19 protein-coding genes are annotated in these 20009 nt (G+C 60.6%); 5 read left to right on the plus strand and 14 right to left on the minus strand.

Annotation, left to right across the window (positions count from 1 at the left end; translation table 11 throughout):
• The first annotated feature begins 42 nt into the window (after nt 1-42).
• The 3 genes from E8Q40_RS16520 (at nt 43) to E8Q40_RS16530 (ending at nt 2248) form a co-directional block, all read left to right on the plus strand.
• On the plus strand, nt 43-714 hold the full coding sequence (locus E8Q40_RS16520) for a ribose-phosphate pyrophosphokinase (RefSeq protein WP_137045577.1): 672 nt from the start codon (nt 43-45) through the stop codon (nt 712-714).
• 115 nt (nt 715-829) lie between these two features.
• On the plus strand, nt 830-1792 hold the full coding sequence (locus E8Q40_RS16525) for a hypothetical protein (RefSeq protein ID WP_137045578.1): 963 nt from the start codon (nt 830-832) through the stop codon (nt 1790-1792).
• A 48-nt stretch (nt 1793-1840) separates the two neighbouring features.
• Entirely contained in the window at nt 1841-2248 is a 408-nt protein-coding gene (locus tag E8Q40_RS16530; RefSeq protein WP_137045579.1) for a hypothetical protein, read from the plus strand.
• Nucleotides 2249-2380: 132 nt separating this feature from the next.
• Here the strand turns inward: E8Q40_RS16530 and E8Q40_RS22430 are convergent, their stop codons facing one another.
• The 9 genes from E8Q40_RS22430 to E8Q40_RS16575 form a co-directional block, all read right to left on the minus strand.
• Nucleotides 2381-2743, minus strand: coding sequence for an SDR family oxidoreductase (locus E8Q40_RS22430; protein ID WP_137045580.1), 363 nt, complete (start codon nt 2741-2743; stop codon nt 2381-2383).
• Between the two features lie 88 nt (nt 2744-2831).
• Nucleotides 2832-3677 (minus strand): alpha/beta hydrolase, encoded by an 846-nt coding sequence (locus E8Q40_RS16540; protein WP_137045581.1) that lies wholly within the window; start codon nt 3675-3677, stop codon nt 2832-2834.
• 27 nt (nt 3678-3704) lie between these two features.
• A complete protein-coding gene (locus E8Q40_RS16545; RefSeq protein ID WP_168197874.1) occupies nt 3705-4139 on the minus strand; it encodes a VOC family protein in 435 nt (144 codons plus the stop codon).
• Between the two features lie 46 nt (nt 4140-4185).
• Nucleotides 4186-5292: a quinone-dependent dihydroorotate dehydrogenase gene (locus E8Q40_RS16550; protein ID WP_137045583.1), complete on the minus strand. Its 1107-nt coding sequence runs from the start codon at nt 5290-5292 to the stop codon at nt 4186-4188.
• A 12-nt stretch (nt 5293-5304) separates the two neighbouring features.
• Nucleotides 5305-7155, minus strand: coding sequence for a hydantoinase B/oxoprolinase family protein (locus E8Q40_RS16555; RefSeq protein ID WP_205995569.1), 1851 nt, complete (start codon nt 7153-7155; stop codon nt 5305-5307).
• A 56-nt stretch (nt 7156-7211) separates the two neighbouring features.
• Nucleotides 7212-9302, minus strand: a complete 2091-nt coding sequence (locus E8Q40_RS16560; protein ID WP_137045585.1) for a hydantoinase/oxoprolinase family protein — start codon at nt 9300-9302, stop codon at nt 7212-7214.
• On the minus strand, nt 9302-10174 hold the full coding sequence (locus tag E8Q40_RS16565) for a fumarylacetoacetate hydrolase family protein (protein ID WP_205995571.1): 873 nt from the start codon (nt 10172-10174) through the stop codon (nt 9302-9304). The genes E8Q40_RS16560 and E8Q40_RS16565 overlap by 1 nt, the downstream gene beginning before the upstream one ends.
• A 184-nt stretch (nt 10175-10358) precedes the next feature.
• Entirely contained in the window at nt 10359-11726 is a 1368-nt protein-coding gene (locus tag E8Q40_RS16570) for an MFS transporter (RefSeq protein ID WP_205995572.1), read from the minus strand.
• A gap of 72 nt (nt 11727-11798) precedes the next feature.
• Nucleotides 11799-12449, minus strand: coding sequence for a flavin reductase family protein (locus E8Q40_RS16575; protein ID WP_137045588.1), 651 nt, complete (start codon nt 12447-12449; stop codon nt 11799-11801).
• A 165-nt stretch (nt 12450-12614) separates the two neighbouring features.
• Between E8Q40_RS16575 and E8Q40_RS16580 the strand changes: the two genes are divergently transcribed.
• Complete coding sequence (locus E8Q40_RS16580) at nt 12615-13592, plus strand: LysR family transcriptional regulator (protein ID WP_168197876.1); 978 nt, start codon at nt 12615-12617, stop codon at nt 13590-13592.
• Nucleotides 13593-13763: 171 nt separating this feature from the next.
• On the plus strand, nt 13764-14219 hold the full coding sequence (locus tag E8Q40_RS16585; protein WP_137045590.1) for a hypothetical protein: 456 nt from the start codon (nt 13764-13766) through the stop codon (nt 14217-14219).
• Between the two features lie 142 nt (nt 14220-14361).
• Here the strand turns inward: E8Q40_RS16585 and E8Q40_RS16590 are convergent, their stop codons facing one another.
• Genes E8Q40_RS16590 through E8Q40_RS16610 form a run of 5 tightly spaced genes read right to left on the minus strand, consistent with a single transcriptional unit; the run spans nt 14362 to nt 20009 of the window.
• Nucleotides 14362-15864 (minus strand): tripartite tricarboxylate transporter permease, encoded by a 1503-nt coding sequence (locus E8Q40_RS16590; protein ID WP_137045591.1) that lies wholly within the window; start codon nt 15862-15864, stop codon nt 14362-14364.
• Between the two features lie 14 nt (nt 15865-15878).
• Nucleotides 15879-16337, minus strand: coding sequence for a tripartite tricarboxylate transporter TctB family protein (locus E8Q40_RS16595; RefSeq protein ID WP_137045592.1), 459 nt, complete (start codon nt 16335-16337; stop codon nt 15879-15881).
• 30 nt (nt 16338-16367) lie between these two features.
• Nucleotides 16368-17354 (minus strand): tripartite tricarboxylate transporter substrate binding protein, encoded by a 987-nt coding sequence (locus tag E8Q40_RS16600; RefSeq protein WP_137045593.1) that lies wholly within the window; start codon nt 17352-17354, stop codon nt 16368-16370.
• A gap of 24 nt (nt 17355-17378) precedes the next feature.
• Nucleotides 17379-18527 carry a mandelate racemase/muconate lactonizing enzyme family protein gene (locus E8Q40_RS16605; protein WP_137045594.1) on the minus strand — a complete coding sequence of 383 codons (1149 nt, stop codon included), beginning with the start codon at nt 18525-18527 and terminating at the stop codon, nt 17379-17381.
• A 36-nt stretch (nt 18528-18563) separates the two neighbouring features.
• Nucleotides 18564-20009 (minus strand): aldehyde dehydrogenase family protein, encoded by a 1446-nt coding sequence (locus tag E8Q40_RS16610; RefSeq protein WP_137045595.1) that lies wholly within the window; start codon nt 20007-20009, stop codon nt 18564-18566.

Genomic DNA, 20009 nt, shown 5'->3' on the forward strand with positions numbered 1-20009 from the left:
GCCTCGGTACTGTGCATCGAGAATCCTGCCCCCGAGGGAGCCATGCAAGCGGTTCCATTGCGGCTATTTGCACTCGCTACCAGCAAGGAACTCGGTGACGCCGTGGCGGGCGCCGTGGGCCTGCCGCTTTCGTCGCACGAAGAGCGAGACTTCGAGGACGGTGAGCACAAAGCGCGGCCGCTCGACGCCGTGAGCGGCGCGGACGTCTACGTCTTGCAAAGCCTGCACGGGGGCCCGGATCAGAGCGCCAACGACAAGCTCTGCCGCCTGCTGTTCTTCATCGGCGCGTTGAAAGACGCCGGCGCTGCCCGCGTGACCGCCGTCACGCCCTATCTTTGCTATGCGCGCAAGGACCGCCGCACCAAGCCGAACGATCCAGTCACCACACGCTACCTCGCCAGTATGATCGAGAGCGTTGGCACCGACCGCGTCGTTACACTCGAAGTGCACAATCCCGCGGCTTTCGAGAATGCCTTTCGTTGCCGAACGGTCGCGCTCACCGCGACGCCCTTGTTCGTCGACTATGTCAGGAACAATCTGGCCAGCGACAAACTCGCGGTCGTCTCGCCCGATGCCGGCGGCATGAAGCGTGCCGAATTGCTGCGGGAAACGCTGGAGCAGGCGCTCGGCCGCGGGCCGCAGGTCACCATGGCCGTCTACAATACGTCGGTTGCCGGTAACCATTATGGAAGCAGCATACGGCCTGCAGAATGACCTCCTCGATTTGCACGCGGCGAGGATCGCCGTCCAAAGGACTGCCCTCCCCGCTACTGATCGTCGGCAGCTGCACACCCTGGCGACACAAGCGGCTCTGGCTCTAGGCAACCCGATGCCCCCGCCGCTGGTGGACGGCGCGCGCGACGACATAAGTGCGCCACCTAGGCTGGTCGTCGACGACGGTGCGCTTCGCGCCGTTATTGACGCATCGGCCGGCGGAACCGGTGTCTTTCTGACGGATGAGCGGCGCATGGCTAATTTCGCGCGCGTCGGCTGCGGAGATCCAGCCACCGCCGCCGCGTTGAACACAACCGCCCTTGGCCAGCCGCTGGCCTCCGCCGATCGCAAGGGCGGGCGCGTCTCGCTGCGGCGCCTCCCTATCCCGGTCGTCGGTGTGCTAACCCTCGACGAGTGCGAAACCCTCCAGACCGCGCGCGCCGAGGAACTGCTTGGGACGGTGTTCGTCGGAACCAGACGTCATGCTTGTGACGGCGACGGCAGGGCCATGCTCGCTCTGGTCCGCCGCGTCCATGAGCTTGGCGCGGCGAGCAGTCTGAAATTGAATTTTCATGCAGCCGCCACGGCCGCCCTAGGGGAAGCGGCGCAGCGATGGAAAACCACCGTAGACAAGCGCCTCGATCCGATAACGACTTACATCAATCAGTTGCCGGATTTGGCGCAGCGCATCGCCGCCGCGTTGCACCTGATCGGCGCCACCGCAAAGATGAAGCTGACCGCGGAGATCCCCGCCTCAGCCATACGCAGCGCCGTAGCAATGATTGATGCGATTGCTCTTGGCGGTGCCCGGCATATCCTCGGGCCGGTGTCGGCGGCGACGCCGGAGGAAGCCGACGCCATACGGATTATCGCCGCCCTGCGGCACCACACCAGTGTCGCCGACGCCGTCATCGAGAAACGCGAACTCTCTCGCCGGCTGCAGAATGCCGTTCCGTCGTCGCCCCGTTTCAAAGCGGCTGCTCGGATGTTGGAGCGCCTCAATCTGATCAGTCCGGCCCCGCCGCCGGAAGGGCAAAAAGGCGAGCACCTCAAGAGCGAGGCGGCTCTGCACATCTGAACCTGGCAGCACCCACCACCCGGTTTTGTCGAAAAGCCGGATGGGGCAATGACACCTTCGAATGACCGCCCGCTGCTACGCCTGCTACAGGCCGGGCGGCCGCCTACTCCTCTCGGCGGACATCGCTATGACTTCGGCTCGCAGCGCCACGAGTTCATTTTCAGCGGCAAGGCGACGCTTGCTCTCGCGGGTAACTCGCTCCGCCATCTGACGAAGCCGATCAGCATAGGCGTAGTAAGCTTCCACCCGCGCCGCGGCCTCAGCCTCGACGATCTCGCGATCCGCGGCCATCTGCAGTCTCGCGCGCTCCTGCTCGAGCCGATTCTTCTCGAGCTGAACCTCTCTGGCGATGCGCCGCCGCCGCTGTCCGAACCGGCTATGGCCGAACTTACGGCCAATCACGGCGTGAAAGCGATCCTGCAGCGACGCGCCAGCAAGAGCAAAACGATTTTTTAAATACCATCAGGATGATGGAACCAAGAGGTCCGCCGTATCCTATAGACCGACTAGGATATCGGGGCATGATCTGAGTCACCGCCTTCAGTGCGAACACCTGCCGCAGAAGCGGCGGTCCGCCAAACCTTTTTTTTATCGACGGTCTCTAATCGCTATTAGCAGAAATGCACCCTGACCCCCAGGTTCGTAGTCTGGTGTCCGCCATTGAAACCATTGAGGTTCGTTACCGTAAGAAGCGCATCTAGCGCCGCGAGTGTTCAATTTGCACGCTATCAAATATTGAGTTGTTACCGGAAAGCGAAAGACAGAAACCGTTCCAGACCCAGCGCTGCCATGCCCGTCGGTCCAGTCCATCATTCCACCGTCTACCATGACAGTTAACCCGACGGCATAGCTGCTGTTGTCGGACGCGAGGAACATAACAGCGCGCGGGACCGGTTCGGGTTGGCCATGCCAACTCATAGGAATGATCTGATCGAACATTTCACCCGGCATCGAACGCCTGATCCACGGATTAGTTGTATCGACCCCCTGCGTCGGGCCGATAGGTAACGCACTGGCGCTACCGAAAAAAGCACAGTATCTAAGCTACGCCGGCAATCGCTTTTATGAATCTTGCGATTTTGGCCAGAGCCGCCAGGGATATTGGCGCGCCAGGGTCTCTCGTGATAAAGGCGTGCGACGCGCCGCCAACGATGCTCAACTCGGCATGCCCCCCCGAACTGCGATAGGCCACGGAGAAACGTTCGGCCATGTCCGGTGTCAGGTTGTCATCCGCCGTCCCCTGCATGATCAGGAGTGGCGGAAGGTGCGTTTGCTCGCGCCGCTCCAGCAGAAGGTGGGGATTGCCTCGCTGCATCTCCTCATCACTATTCCAATAGGCCGCGTGCGATCGAATGAGCGCTTCCTTGGCCTGCCGTTGCGCCATTTGATATCGCGCCCACGGATCGGCGACGGGCCACAGCGCAACGACAAAGCTGAGGCTTGCATCGATGTCCGGAAAGCGCGCTGTATCGAGCACTGCATAGGCGGAATCGTTTGGCTTCAAGGCATTGAGCAGGAGCTGATGGCCGCCGCTCGACGAACCTACTCCCCCGACCAAGTCCGGGCGGCTGTTGAAATCGGCTGCCCGGAACTTCAGCCATCGGATGGCCAGATTCGTATCGGCAATCGAGGCCGGATACCTCGCCTCGCCGGACAGGCGGAAATCAATCGCGGCGACGACGATGCCTGACCGCGCCAGATATTCGTGGATGACCGTGTTGTTCAGACGGTTGCCTGTGCCCCATCCGCCGCCATGCACATCCACGACGCTCGGGAACGGTCCCGGACCGTCTGGCCGATACACACGCACCAGCTGAGGCCCGGAGGCGCCACGGTGATAGTCGTAATCCCTTGCCGTGAACGAAAGGCCAGTATTCTCCGGCATGGGCGGTCTACTCTTGTTCGACGGCTCTTATGACGCGGACGGCGCTTCAACCGGCTCGCTGCCCGGCCACAGATTTTCAGTGATATCGAACACAACTCCGTCCGGGCCCATGAACTTCAGCTCGACATGGGCGCCCGGCGGAATGTCGTCGCGCCCGACAATGCATGGCGCGCCCATGGCCTCAAGCCGCACCGACCAATCCTCGACATTCTCCACGACCACGCCGAAATGATGAATCCCACTATCGCCCATCTTGCCGAGCATGATTTCGGGGAGTTTCAGAATCGCGATATTCAGCGTTCCGTCGGTCAGAAAAACTCCGGAAGGACGCTGCGCTTCATCCGGCCTGGCTGGATCGAGGCCAAACCGGCTGAGCTCCTTGAAGCCAAAGACGCTCTTATAGAACTCCGCAGCCTTGCCCGGGTGCTCGCTGGCAAATGCGATGTGCCTGATCTTCAGCATGGCAATGGGCGTCCCTCTGGTTTGCAATGACACGAATGACCGCATTCTATTCACCGACGCCAACGGCCTCGCCAATGGTTCGAAAGCCGTCTCGTTCAAGCATCCGGCTCAACCCCTCATTGATGCTCTTGATGAGCCCAGGCCCCTGATAAACCAGCGCCGTATAGAGCTGGACGAGTGAGGCACCGAGACGGATCGTTCGATAAGCATCGTCCGCACTCGATATGCCGCCGCAACCGATCAAGACATGACGTTTGCGGTCTATGCGGCTGTACCACGCGGAGATCGCCTTGTTCGTGGGCTGCCGCAAGGACGGGCCAGTGATGCCGCCACGCATTTGATTGAGTGAGTCCGGGGGTGTTTTTAATGTCCCGCCGGGATCGCGGTTCGGAATATTGAGTATAAACCCTTTCACGAAGTCGAAAGGCGCAACCGCGCCGAGAATCAGATCGATCACGCTTGGATCTTCGGCGTCACCGGGCGGCGTGAGCTTGAGAAACACCGGCGGCATCCCTGCAGGCTGCGCACAGCACCTCAAGAGCATGCCCAGTTTTTCAGGGCTGTCGAACAGGCCGCCGCCGCGTGGCATGTTGGGACAACTCAGATTGAGCACCAGATAGTCCGCCAAGCCGGAAAAGTAAGTCATGGCGTGGGCCAGTTCTTCAGCCGCATGGTCAGCGGACGTGACGGTGCCGGTATTCGTCTCGACGAGGCTTACCCCGAGCGGAACGTCGAGCTTGATTGATTTCAAGCGCGCGGCAACGACCTCCGCGCCATCGCTCGGGCAGCCATAATAGATACGAAGGCCCTCATCCAAAGGGAGTCGCCAGACCCGAGGACGATCGGAATTCCCTTTGGAAGAATGCAGCGACACCGAGCCGACTTCGATGGAGCCGAACCCGAGCTCGGACATGGCAGGGGCAGCCTCTGCGTTCTTGTCAAAACCGGCCGCAAGACCAACGGGACCCGGAAAATCAATACCGGCGACGGTCGTGTGTAGTTTCGAATCCCTGATCCCGAAGCGAGCCTTGGCCGCGCGCCGCAGAATGACGGAAGAGCCTGCTGTCCGGCAAAGCCCGATGGTGGCCCGATGGCTGGCCTCGGCATCGAGAGCGAAAAGAACGGGCCGGATTGCGCGACGATACATGGCCATCAACTGAGCTTCCTAGGGAGACACCTCTGTTGCCTCAAAGCCGCGCGGCACGTGCCAGCGGCCGCAGCACGACGGCAGCAGACAGCGGACGGCCAGATGTCCGGGCGGCATCGTGTCGAGTTGCTTCTGCTCGATACGGCGCGGCGCCTCTGCCTGATCCAGGACGCGCTGGCGGTGAACCTCAACCAACTGCTCTCGCTGCTTCCTTGTCGCCGCCTCGTCCACCGAGAAATCATCGGGGTCGATGACGACGCCGTAATAATCCCGGGCGGCCATGACTGAAACGTAGCCTTGACGCACGTCATGCTGAACTTTTTCCGCGGAGCGCTCCAGCGGCGAGCCGAACCCGCCGCCCCCACCAGACCGCATGACAAAGGCGTCGCCCGCCTTGATCCCGGCGCGAAAGACCTTGGCATTCTGGACATCGTTCTGGATCTTGCCGTCCCGGCGCATCAACATCTCATTGCCGGTGCCCTCAAGACCACCTTCCAAGCCCCATGGCAGACAAACGGCACGCTCGATACTCGTATTGACGTTGAAATCCGACAGAGCCTGGACGACCGTCTCGACGCCGAGCCCGCCGCGATTAAGCCCCGGCCCTCCGGAATCGGTGATCAGCGAGAGGCTTTCGACCATGACCGGGTACTTCGCCTCGAACTGTTCATTGGGACTGTTATGTGTGTCGCCGTCATTGATGCAGACCGTGGCCGACACCCCGTCTTCGCCGCGCTTCGCGCCCCAGCCGCCGCCGAGAGGCCCTAAGCCGGTAATGAACAATTTGCCGCTGTCCGGGTAGAACCCGTCGACCAGGGCAACGCAAAGGTCAGCATGGTGACCGGCGATGACCTGCTCCGGCACCGCCTGAGACAGGGCCTTGAAGATCGTATCCACCACGGTCATGGGAAAAGTCATCCACCAGCGCATCGGCGCCGGACGAACGGCGCTCACGATGCTGCCTGGCGGCAGAACGACCTTGAGGTTGCGGAATGATCCGTCGTTAACCGGATAGTCCGTGGGCGATGTGACACATTTGAAAGCCACCTGCGCGCAGGCAATGCCGGTCGTCGGCCCGGAATTGTAGAAGCCCCGCACCTGCTTGGCGACATCGGTCAGATCGACGGTCATTTCATCGCCCGAGACGATGACTTTCACCCGTATTGGAATACGCTTGGCGACATCAACGGCATCATCATCCATGAAGCTTTCCGCTTCATAGACGCCATCTGGGATCGACCGCGTGCGCTCGCGAGCCGCCGCTTCCGAATGATCCATCAGGACATCGATGCAATCGAGAACCTGACGTTGGCCGTAGCGGTTGAGAAGGTCAACGAAGCGCCGCTCGCCTGTCATGATCGCGGTGATCTGGGCCCGCAGGTCGCCCATGGCCCGTTCGGGCAACCGGACATTCATCCGGATGATCTCGTGAATCTCCTGATTGACGACGCCCGCCCGCGCATATTTGACGATCGGGATCTGGAGGCCTTCAGAGAAGATATCCGTCGTCACGCCGCCCAGCGTTCCGCCGACATCCGGCCAATGCGCCATACAGCACGAGAAGCCGACCAGGCGGTCTTCGTGGAACACAGGCACAGTGAAGGTCAGATGATTGAGATGGCTGCCGGTCGTATAGGCGTCATTGGTCAGCAGGATATCGCCCGGCGAGAACCCATCGATGCCGAAATGCTTGATCTTGGCTTTGACGGTTTCCGACATGCCACGGATGAACATCGGCAGGCCGAGCCCGATCGAGACGGTGTCGCCGTCCTTCGTGAAGAGGCCAACGGTGAAATCAAGCGCCTCGTAGATGATCATGTTGTAGGCGGTGCGCATGAGATTGGTCTTCATCTCTTCGGTGACCGCCATCACACCATTTCGGATGATCTCGACGAGGATCGGATCGGCGGAAGTCTGACCTTTGGTCATGAACGCGCTCCGAAAACGGTGATAAGGAGATTGCCGAGGGCGTCGACCTCGACAATGTCGCCGGGCAAGACGACGGTGGTTGAGGCATGTTCCTCAATCAAGGCGGGACCTTCGGCGCGATTTCCGGCCAAAAGCGCCGCGCGCGCGAATGTCGGGGTCTCGACGAAGCCAACCTCCTCGAAATAAGCCCGCCGTGTCCCGGTATGCGCTTCCTTCGGCGGCACGGCGGTGCCGGCCGCGATCTTTTCCAGGCCCGGTTTCTCGACAACTCCGGTCACCGTGGTGCGCAAGCTGGCGATTTCCGCACGCTCGCTCGGAGCCGACGTGCCGTATCGTTGCAAATGGACCGCGTCGAACAGCGCCTTGATGGCGGCCCGATCCCCGGCGTCGAACAATTCCTGCGGCACATCGACCGTCACCGAATGTTCCTGGCCGACATAACGCATGTCGAGCGCACGGCGCACGGTAACTTCTTGCGGCGCAATCGCCGATGCATCGATCGCGGCGCGACCTTCCGCTTCAAATTCGGCAAAAGTCGCTTCCAGGGCGGCGAAGTCGAGTTGCTCCAGCGAGATGAACCAGGTGCGCACGAAATCGTAGCGCAGGTCCGAGAACAACATGCCGAAGGCCGAGAAATGCCCGGGCGCTCGCGGGATGATGACGGTCCGGATACCGAGCTCGCGCGCCACGGCAGTCGCATGCAGAGGACCAGCGCCGCCATAGGCCACCAGCGCAAAGCTGCCGGCGTCGAGCCCGCGCTCGGTCGTGACGCCTTTCACAGCGTAGGACATCTTCGTCGCGGCGATGCGCAGGATGCCATTCGCGGCATCCGTCGTGCTCAGGCCCAAGGGCGTCGCCACGCGATCGGCCATGGCCTTTTCAGCAGCCGCAACATCCAGTTTCATCTCGCCGCCGAGGAACCGGTCGGCACCGAGACGGCCGAGCAGCAGATTGGCGTCGGTGATGGTCGGCTCGGTGCCACCCCGTCCGTAGCAGGCCGGGCCAGGCTCCGCGCCGGCGCTTCGCGGACCGACATGCAAGGCGCCGCCATGCTCAACGCGCGCGATGGAGCCGCCACCTGTGCCAACCTCGAAGATATCGATGGTGGCCACCTGGATCGGCAATGCGCGATCATAGCTGCCGATCAAGGCCTGTCCCGTCGTTAGCGCCCGGCCATTGAGAATGACGCCGGCTTTCGCCGTCGTCCCGCCCATGTCGAAGGCGATCGCATTGTCCATGCCCAGCGCGTGACACATGGCCTGGGTTCCGATGACGCCCGAAGCCGGACCGGATTCGAGAATCCGGATGCATTCGGTTCTCGCTTTGTCGAGTTCGAACAGACCACCGGTCGACTGGACGACAAGGAAATTGCCCTTGAACCCCTCGCCTTTGATGCGCTGGCCAATCTCCGTGAGATAGCGCTGCACGCGGGGGCCGATAAAGGCATTGGCGACCACGGTCGAACACCGCTCGAATTCCCGGTATTCCTGCGAAAGCTCATGCGATGCCGATATGAACACGCCGGGCAGCCGCCGTTGCAGGATTTCCTTGGCGCGCAACTCATGCGCCGGATTGCGGTAGCAATGAAGGAACAGGATGGCGACCGCTTCGATCTTCTCGCGCGCCAGCACATCTGCAAGCGCTTCGAGTTCGGTTTCGTCCAGCGGCTTGAAAACACGGCCGTCGGCATAAAGCCGCTCCGTCACCTCGTAGCAGTACTCCCGGGCGATCAGCGGCGCATGCTTCTGGAAGAACAGATTATAGGCGTCCGGCCTGTTGATACGGCCGATCTCGTAAACATCGCGAAAGCCGCGGGTGGTGATGAGGACCGTTCTCGCGCCGGTCCGCTCCAGCATCGTATTGATGGCCACGGTGGAGCCGTGCAAAAACAGGCCGGCCTCCGAGAACGCAGTGCCCGCTTTCCCGACACCCGCCTCGATGCCCTCAACCATCGCCCGCGGCGTCGACAGGCTCTTGCCGAGAAGGAGCCGCTTGTTGGTCTGATCGAAGGCCGCAACATCGGTGAACGTGCCGCCGATATCGGCCGCCAGCCGCAGGCGCGGCTGCATCTCTTCCCTGTTTGTCATTACGATTCCGCAACCATCTGGGTCGTCAGCACGCCGCAGCCTGCCACTTCGATCTTCACGACATCGCCTGCTTTCAGGAACTCGCCGCGCGGCATGCCGACGCCCGCCGGCGTTCCTGTGGCGATGACGTCGCCGGGAAACAGCGTAAAATGACGGCTCAGATAAGCGATCTGCTCCGCAATGCTGAAGACAAGACGGCTCGTGTTGGAGTCCTGCTTGAGCACGCCATTGACCCAGAGCTTGATCGCCAGGTTGTTGGGGTCGGCGATATAGGCCGACGGCGTCAGCCACGGCCCCATCGGCGCGGCGTCCTCGAAACACTTCTGACCGATCCAATCCATGCCGAAAGGCGAGCCCTCTCGCTTCATCAGATCGCGGGCCGACAGATCGTTCATGATCGTATAGCCGGCAACGACGGAGTGGGCGTCGCCTTCCGACACATGACGGCACTTCTTGCCGATCACGACACAGAGTTCGGCCTCCCAATCGACCTGCTTCGAGAACGACGGCAGGCGCGCCTGCGCGCCGCTCCCGATGATGCCGCTGGCGCTGTTCTTCATGAAGAAGTACGGATCCTTGGCCTTCTCCATCGAAGGCGCCTTGCCCGTGACTTTCTTGGCAACCTCCGCCATTTCTTCGAGATGGTCCCAATAGTTCGCGCCGGCACAATAAAGTGCGCCCGGGTAGAGAATTGGCGCGAGCAAGGTCACATCGCCTTCCGGAATGCCGGCGGCCGGGTCAGCTTTCTGTGCCGCGGCGCCGAAAAGGGCGTGCGCTTTGTCCCACTCCTGGAGGATGCCGAGCACGGTATGCGGATTGTCCAATTCGCCGGCCAGCGCTGCCGCGGGGTAAATGCGATCCTTGATCTTCAAGCCTGATTGAGGCTTCCCGTCCGATTGAGTGAAACTGACAAGTCGATAGCCGTCGTTATTCAATGAAGTCTCCTCGATTTTCCACCCACGGAGTTGAAGAGCCGCAGGGCATTTTTTCAGAGAGCCGATGAGCGGCCGAACTAATCCAGCCGCTCATCGCCAACATTCACGCATCCCTTCGTGATCAAGGCGCCACTTCTTCGAGAACGCGCCCACGTGTCTCCACCGCGAAGAAGAGGATCGCCAGACCGCCCACAACTGCGGCGACGGCAAACATCAGGAAGACAGATGTGAGATCGCTTGCGCCGAGGATCCAGCCGACCAGCGTCGGACCGACAATGGCGCCGATACGCAGCCACGCGCTGCCGACGCCCATGGCCATCGCCCGCATGCGTGTCGGATAGATTTCCGGCACATAGAGATAAAGGCCGCTGAGCAAGAACGATATGAAGAAGAGGCCTGTACCCGCCAGGATGACGACATAGATCGGCGCGACCGTCAGTGCGATCTTCCAGAGGACTCCGAGGGCGATTGCGCTGCCGAAGAAGCCGATCATGAACGCGGCGCGACGGCCGATGATGTCGACCAGGAACGCCGTCGCGAAAACACCCAGCAGGCTGGCGACGCTTCCGGCCAAACCATATTGCAAGGCTTGGGCAACCGGCACCTTGAGCACGGTGCGATAGATCGTCGGCATCCAGGTCAGAAGCCCGTAGCCGACGATGGACGTGCACAGCATCACCAGCCAGACAGAGACGGTGCGCGCGGCATATTGCCCCTTGAACAGGCTCGCAAAGGTCGCCTTTTCCTTGATCAAAGCCGGAAACGAGCTGGCCAGCGGCGGGAGCACCGCGCCCGCTTTGGTCACTTCGCCTTCGATCTTCTCAACGACCCGGTTTGCCTCGTCCACGCGGCCCTGGCTCGCAAGCCAGCGCGGCGACTCAGGCATGAGCCAGCGCAGCCAGACGGCCAGGATCGCCGGCAAGGCGCCGATGATGAACATCCATTGCCAGCCGAGGTTGGGGACAATCCAGATGCTCACAAGCGATGTAATGACGATGCCGATGCCGAAAGCCGATTGCAGGAAAATCACAATGCGGCCCCGGAATCGGGCGGCCGAAACCTCGTTCATGTAAGTGGCGGCGACCGGAACCTCACCGCCCAATCCCAATCCCTGGATCGTGCGGAACACGAAGAACGACAGGTAGTTCCAGGAGAACGCACAGGCGAGGCTCATGACCGAAATGACGAGAACGGTTGCCCGCAACGCGCCGCGCCGGCCGATCCGTTCCGCAAGCCAGCCGAAGCCGATCGCACCGATCATCTGACCGACATATCCGGCAGAAATCAGGAAGCCGATCTCCGCCGGGGCGATCTTCCAAAGCCCGACCAGAATGGGAAGGACGAATGCAATCGCAAGCGAATCGAAGGCGTCAGAAAAATGCGCCAAACCCGCGATCGCCATCATGCGTGTATGCCAGCGTGACAACGGCAAACGTTCGACTCGCGCTGAAATCGACTCTTCGGTGTTCTGTTTGATCATTTGATCCATCGTTTCCCCCATGTGTCCGGTCCGTTCGGACCATTTTTTCGTGTGTCAAAACTCGTTCAGGCTGAAACGCAACTAGACGTCCTCGAACATGGCAATCCGGTGCGCCTCGAACGCTTCGCTTTCCGGCCCGCTATAGGGCGTGTCAGCCGACATCGTCTGATACGCCGCGACGAATTTGTTTCGATAAGGAGCGCCGCAATAGTGCGCCGGTTTGACCCGGTCCCAGAGCACGTAGCCCTTGTCGTCAACGCAATCGGCGTTGACAGAGGCAGCAACGAGCCTGCCGCAAACCATGAGGCGGCCGTCGCTCCACTCCTTTGTCCACTCGACTTTGCATTCGAAGTGCCGGGGGCATTCGACAATCCGCGGCGGTGCAACATCGACGGCGGGAAAGGCGGTGAAGCCCGCTTTCTCAAGCTCATTCGTGCCGCGCGCGAAGGGCAGCCCGACCGTCATCACCTTGTTGAGCATGTCGCGGTCGAACGTCGGCAAATTGACGACGAACTCACCGGTCGACAGGACATTCTCGGCCGTGTCGTTGCCGCGCGTCGTCGTGAAAGCGAGATAAACCGGGCTATGAAGAACGCGTGTGCAAGTTCCAAAGGCGGCGGCATTCACCCTTCCTTGGCTGTCCACCGTCGTGATCACGGCAAGACAGGAAGACGGCGCAAAGAGCCGATCCCAGTACTTCTCGGGCTGATTGAGAACATGCGGCGCTGCCATATAAATCCTTGGGACCGGTCAGCCGCCTTTGGCGGTCACGACCAGCCCTCCCTTTTGCGATCGCGTCTCACGGCGCGATTTGGACAACAGCATTGGCCGCTGTTGAGCATAAAGCAATTTCATAATATTCATATCGGCATTAGCTACACTAATGGGCGTCGCACCATGAATCTGAGGCAAGTCGACCTGAACCTCCTCACCACCTTCGAGGAGTTGATGACCCAACGCAGCGTGTCCCACGTTGCGGAACGCCTTGGCGTCACGCAACCGGCCATCAGCCACTCGCTCAACAAGTTGCGTCTGCTGTTTGGAGACCAGTTGCTGGTCCGCGGTCCCGGCGGCATGCAGCCGACGGCCCGCGCGATCGCTTTATACCCTCAGGTCAGGGAGGCGCTGGCAAGTATTCACTCGTTGCTGAGCACGACGATTCTGTTCGACCCCGCGCATTCGGAGCGAACGTTTCGCATCTCGATGACCGATGCCGTGATTGTCGAAGCGCTGCCCTTCATCATCAGGCGCATTCGGCAGAGCGCGCCAAACATCAATCTCACGATTACAGCCTCGGTCGCGCAAGACGATACCCAGCGCCTGAACGACGACAAGGTCGATCTCGCGATCGGCGTGTTTCCTCACGTCGAAGCAAACCTGATATCCCGTGAGCTTTATCGCGATACGATCGTTTGTATCGCGGACAAGAACAACAAACTTCTGAAAAATGGGCGGCTCGACCTTAGTTCGTATCTGTCATCGCCCCACATCACTGTCGGACCGGATCATGACACCGGACTTCAACTCGACGTCCTGATGAATTCGCTTGGAATTGGCCGGCGCATCGTCGCGGCGGTGCCACATTTTTTGAGCGTACAGTCACTGATCGGCGGCACCGATCTCGTTGCCCATACGCGGCGGCGGCTCTTGTCGATTTTTAGAACCACCAACGATCTTGCGATCTTCCCCGTCCCTCTGCCGATGAAGGTGCCGGACCTCGAATTCGTTCAGCTCTGGCACAGACGATACGATGGCGACCCGGGCCATCGCTGGCTTCGCGACATGGTGCTGGAAGCGATCAGGACGGCCCTGCCCGATCCGGCGCGGCGCGCGCACAATGCAACCCGTAAGCATCGTAAGAAGAAGGTGAGATAAAGCCGTATTGGCTTACCCGAACGACTGGTGTGAACTTTGCCTACGCAAGGTCGGTATTCGGCCAGACTCGGATGTAGCCTTCAATCATCGCGATGTCGACTAACCCGATTTCTGCAACGGAGCGCGCGCAGCGGCGCGGCTTCGTCCGAACATGGCGGCAGCCAACCCGGCGTGAAACTGAATCGGCCGGTCGATTTCTGCGATGCAGGAAAAGCGCGTGTTGGCGGCGTGGAGCGGTACGGTCTTGAAGGTGAAGCGCTCGCCGATCTGCCGTTGCGCCGCTGCGACATAAGACGCCGAGTCCGCGAGGACTGCGATTTTGCCGGCGACAAAGGATCGTCGCGCCTGACCCAGAGCGAGGTTGGGCATGTCCGACTGGCCGAAAGATTCAAGCGTCTTCAGCGGCCGGTGGTGATGCCCGGCCGCTGGTCGGCGCCGCAGCCGGCCACTACGTCTCCGAGCATCTCCTCCCCATCCGGCGCCCTCGGCATCAGTTGGGGCGGTACAATTAACGAGACCGCGCAAAATCTCGCCCGGCGCAACAGCATGGACAATCGCGTCGTGCTGCTATGCAGCGGCGGCTGGCGCAAAGCACGCTTGTCAACCCCTACGACAATGCAGCGATGATGGCGCGCGCCCTAGATGCCACAAGCCATTACGTCACCGCGCCAATGTTCGCCGAGTCGCAAGAGATACTTTGGCCCAAATCATTTCGCGGAATCGACTAGAACCCTCCGCTATTTCAGCGACCGAGCGCGTCAGTCGTAGACTAATCCTCCTGGAACGCCTCTTCTCTCGTCTTGCGGATCATCGGTAGCAACACGACGGCTAGCGCGATGGCCGCCAGTATCAGCATCGTCAAACTGATCGGACGGGACACAAATATCGTCGGGTCGCCGTGGGACAGTACCATGGCACGACGCAGATATTCTTCCATCATAGGACCGAGAATAAAGCCGAGCAGCAGCGGAGCGGGCTCGCAGTCGAGCTTTGCGAAGACGTACCCAAGCACGCCGAACAGGGCCATCAGGTAAACGTCGAAGTCGGCGTTATTGAGCGAGAAGACGCCAATCGCGCAGAATACGAGAATCGCCGGATACAATAAGTGATACGGCACCGTGAGCATCCGCACCCATAGGCCGATCATGGGCAGGTTGAGCACGACGAGGAAGAAGTTTCCGATCCACATCGAGACGATGACGCCCCAGAACAGAACCGGTTGCTCCGTCATCACCTGCGGGCCAGGCTGGATACCCTGAATGATCATTGCGCCGATCATCAGGGCCATCACCGGATTGGAGGGAATGCCGAGAGTCAGCATCGGAATGAAGCTGGTCTGAGCGCCGGCATTGTTCGCCGACTCCGGCGCCGCTACGCCTTCGATGGCGCCCTTGCCGAAGTTCGCGGAATTCCGCGATACGCGCTTCTCCAGCGAATACGCGGCGAACGAGGCTAGCATCGCACCGCCGCCCGGCAGAATGCCGAGCGCCGATCCGAGCACTGTTCCCCGCAGAACGGGCGCAACGATCTGCTTCAAATCGGCGAGCGTTGGCCACAAGCCCGTTATTTTCTTGCTGAAGACGTCACGGACTTGCTCGTTTTCCAGGTTGCGGATGATTTCACCAAGGCCAAACATGCCCATGGCCACGATCACGAAGTTGATGCCATCGGCCAACTCGGGAACGTCAAAGGAAAAACGCGGCACGCCCGATGTCACGTCGGTGCCAACCAGCCCGAGTAACAGCCCTAGGATGATCATCGCAACGGCCTTGAGCAACGAGCCGTGCGCAAGAATGACCGACGCGACCAAGCCTAGCACCATCAGCGAGAAATACTCCGAAGGCCCGAACTTAAGCGCGACTTCCGCCAGCGGCGGCGCGAACAAAACGAGCAGCACGGTGGCGACCGATCCGGCAAAAAAAGAGCCTAGCGCCGCTGTTGATAGCGCAAGCCCTGCCCGGCCCTGCCTGGCCATTTGATAGCCGTCGATCGCTGTAACGACGGATGACGATTCACCTGGCAGATTGATGAGAATGGCTGTCGTCGAGCCACCATACTGCGCGCCGTAGTAAATGCCGGCGAGCATAATAAGCGCTGAGACAGGCGGCAGGCCGAACGTGACCGGCAGCAGCATCGCGATTGTCGCAGTAGGCCCCAGACCGGGAAGAACGCCAACGAGGGTACCGACAAACACGCCACCCAGGCAATAGAGGAGATTGATCGGCGTAAGAGCGACCTCGAGGCCGATGTACAGATTGGCTAACAATTCCATCGTAGTCTCTCCCCTCAACCACCAAGCCACGGGCCGCGGATAGGCATCGGCAGACCGAGCAAATAAACAAATACAACGGCGCAAAACGCCGCCAGACCGACTGCCAGCACTAGCGTTGGCATCAATTTGAAGTGCTGGCTTGCGAAGGCGCTTACCGCAACCAAAACTGCCGTGGCAACCACCACGCCGGCGTGACGCACGAGAACACCAAAGAGCAGTGTGCCCACAATCACAAGAACGAGCCCTTTGAACGTAAATCCTCGTGGCGGCTCTTCCGTTACAGCGACGCCTCGAATACCGATGATCACCCCGATAACAAGGAGCGCACTGGCAAGAACGATCGGAAAGAACGCCGGTCCCATGCGGCGCGCGGAGCCAAAATTGTAGTCCTTCGCCAGCCAGAGAAACCCAATGCTGAACAGAATGAACAGCAACCCTGCGAAAAAGTCTTTTTGGCTCTTTATGATGCTCATGTTCACCTCCCAACGACCTCCATTACGACTTCAATCCACTGAAGCGCCGGTGTCCTTGATGACCTTGCCCCACTTGTCGATTTCCGCAGAAACGAACGAGGTGTATTGCTCGCTTGAGCCGCCGCCCTTTACATACCCGGCAGCCGCGAAGCGCTCTTTAAGTTGCGCACCTTCAAGCGCCTCATTCACCGCGCTGTTGAGTTGATCTGCGATGTTGCGTGGCAGGTTTGCAGGGCCTGACAGGCCCATCCAGCCTGTTGCGGAGAATCCCGGGAACCCGGACTCTGCGATTGTCGGCACGTCGGAATAAAGAGAATTGCGCTCGCTGCTGGTGACTGCCAATGCCCTCAGCGTGCCCGCGCGCACGTGCTGAAGCGGAATGTCGACATTGATCATAACGGAGCCGACCTGTCCGCCGAGCACGTCGTTGATGGCCGGAGCCGCACCGCGATAGGGAATGTGCTGCAGCTTGATGCCCGTCGTATGCTGCAGCATCGCCATGGCCAGATGACCTGACGAGCCACTGCCCGGGCTGGCGCATGCCACCTGGCCGGGTTTCGACTTCGCAAGCTCGATGAACTCCTTTAGCGTCTTCGCCGGGAAATTTGCGGTTACAAAAAGCCCGTTGGCGATCGAGCCCATCTGGGCGATATGGGTGAAGTCTTTCCGGGAGTCATACGGCATCTGGGCATAAAGCCCGTGGTTCATCGCATTTTGACCATTGCCGGAGAGCAGTAGCGTGTAGCCATCGGGCGCCGCACGCGCGACGGTATTGGCGCCGATATTGCCATTGGCGCCTGCGCGGTTCTCGACGACGAATGTCTTGCCGAATTTCTGCGAGAAATGCTGGGCGAATATGCGGGCGATCACATCGTTCGAACCGCCCGGCGGGAACGGCACAACGATGGTCACAGGCCGGTCGGGCCAGTCGGCGGCAAAGGCAACGCGGTTTGCGCTGAGCGCAGCGGCAAAGGCGCTCGCGGTGGCGAGCAACTGACGACGCGTGAATTGATGCATGGCTTCCTCCGTTGACTCTTTTTTTTAAAATGCGCAGCTCCAGGTGGATGTAATCCACGGCTTTAGTTTTTCTGCGGAAAGGTCCAACCCAAGGCCGGGAGCATCGGGAATCTCGACCTTGCCGTCCGGGCCGACCGTGACGGCACCCGCGACATGCAGCAGCGGATTGTCCGTGCAGTCGATTTCGACATACGGGTAGGACTGCGCGCCGGTGCTGCGCCGTTCTGTCATCAGCGCGGCGGCCTGCACCGCGGCGCTGTGATTGACGATGGTCCCGAATGCATGAGGCATGACGGGAATGTCATAGGCATCGGCGAGCGCGGCGATTTTCATGAACCCCGAAAAGCCGCCGCAAACGGTGAGGTCGGGCTGAAGAATGGACATCGAAGGCCCGGCGGCAAGGAAATCGCGGAAGGCGGCAAGGCTGCCAAGAGCTTCACCACCCGCGATAGCGATGGGAGACGCCGCCGCAACCGCCCGGTAGCCCGGCAAATCTTCCGGCATCACGGGCTCTTCAAGCCAGAGAAGATCGGACTCCTCCATGTAACGGGCAGACCGGATCGCGGCTTGGGCGCTATAGCCTTGGTTGATATCGACCATCAGGCCGATGTCAGGACCGACCGCCGACCGCAGCGCGCGGGCCATCTCGCCATCGAGCTTAGGCCCAGCGCCTCCGCGAGGTTTTACCGCGCGGTATCCCCGTTTCAGATAGGTCTCAACCTGCTCTTCATATTTTGCGTAGGGCGCCGCCCCCTCAGCGATAAAGGGCCCGCTCGCATAGGCGAATACCCGGTCGCGCAACGCGCCGCCGAGCATGGCGCAAACACTGATGCCCTGCGCTTGTGCGGCCAGATCATGTAGCGCCATGTCGATCGCCGACACGGCCATCATGGCCGCCCCTCTACGGTCGTAACCGAGAACGCCGCTCATCCGGTCAAAGATGCGGCGATAGTCCGCAGGCGATTGACCGAGGATGTGAGCCGCAAGGCGCGCCTGAATGAATGCACCAGCGGCGTGCGGCGAGTTGAAGACTTCGCCCCAGCCGATCGATCCATCATCGGCGAGCAGCTGGAGCAACAGGAAGTCGCGACGGCGAATGAATGTCCGCGCGTTTCCGATGGCGGGATTGGGACTGAACCCGACATGAAAGCCGCGCAGTTCGACGATCTTCACGCGCGATTCCTCCCAGACATTCCGTTTCGGCCAAACCTATTGGGCGAGCGTGTAGGCCGTCTTGACCGTCGTGTGGAATTCCTTGGCGTAGGCCCCCTGCTCCCGCGGCCCATAGCTCGACGCCTTCCGGCCGCCAAACGGAACGTGGTAGTCAACGCCAGCGGTGGGCACATTCACCATGACCATCCCGGCTTCGGCGTGTCTCTTGAAGTGAGATGAGTACTTTAGGCTGGTCGTGCAGATGCCGGCAGAAAGGCCAAACTCGGTATCGTTGGCGAGCCGTAGCGCGTCTTCATAATTGTCGGCGGGTATGACGGAGGCGACAGGACCGAAGATCTCCTCCCGGCTGATACGCATCTCGTTGGAGCATTCCGTGAACAAGGCCGGCGACAGATAAAAGCCGGGATTGCTCCGGCGCAGCAATTCTCCGCCGAATGCCAGTTTGGCGCCTTCTTTCCGGCCAACCTCGATGTAATCAGTATCCTGGTCGAGCTGGGACTGATCGACCACCGGTCCAATATGCGTGCCATCCTTCAACGCGTCATCGACAACGAGGCCTTTGAGCCGCTCCGTCAACGCAGCGACGAACTCCTTATAGATGCCCTTCGTCACGATCAGGCGCGATGAAGCCGTACAGCGTTGGCCCGTTGAAAAAAACGCGCCGTTGACAGCGCATTCCACGGCCGTTTTGAGGTCGGCGTCATTGAGCACGACAAGCGGGTTCTTGCCGCCCATCTCGAGCTGGATCTTTTTCATGGGCTGCGCAGCAATACACTGGGCTGCGATGCTCCGTCCGGTATTCACCGAACCCGTGAACGAAATGGCCGCGACATCTTTTGACTCGATGAAGGCCGCTCCCACGGTCGACCCGCGGCCCATCACGAGATTGAAGACACCGTCGGGCAGGCCCGCACGCGAGATAATGTCGGACAACGCCCAGGCCGAACCCGGTACGAATTCTGCGGGTTTGAAAACGACCGTATTGCCGTAACATAACGCCGGAGCGATCTTCCACGCGGGGATCGCAATCGGGAAATTCCACGGTGTAATGAGGCCAACGACGCCGAGCGGCTCGCGCGTAATTTCGACGTCCAGCCCGGCGCGCACCGAGGGCAGCTTCTCACCGGCAAGGCGGAGAGCCTCACCTGCGAAAAACTGAAAAATCTGGCCAGCGCGAACGACCTCACCGACGCCCTCGGGCAAGGTCTTGCCTTCTTCGCGCGACAGCAACCGGCCCAGCTCGTCCTTACGGGCGATGATCTCATCGCCGATCTTCTTCAACGCCTCGTGGCGCTGTTGAACGCCGGACTGCGACCAGCCCGCGAACGCGGCTTTCGCGGCGCCGATGGCCGCGAGCGCATCGGCCTTAGATCCCTGCGCATATTCGCCGACCGTGTCGTTGGTATTGGATGGGTTGATGTTGCGATAGACACTCTGTCCGTCAGCCTGCTGCCCACCGATAATATTCTTGAATACACTCAT

Source organism: Pseudolabrys sp. FHR47 (genome assembly GCF_005153485.1).
In the GTDB taxonomy this organism is placed as follows: Bacteria; Pseudomonadota; Alphaproteobacteria; order Rhizobiales; family Xanthobacteraceae; genus Pseudolabrys.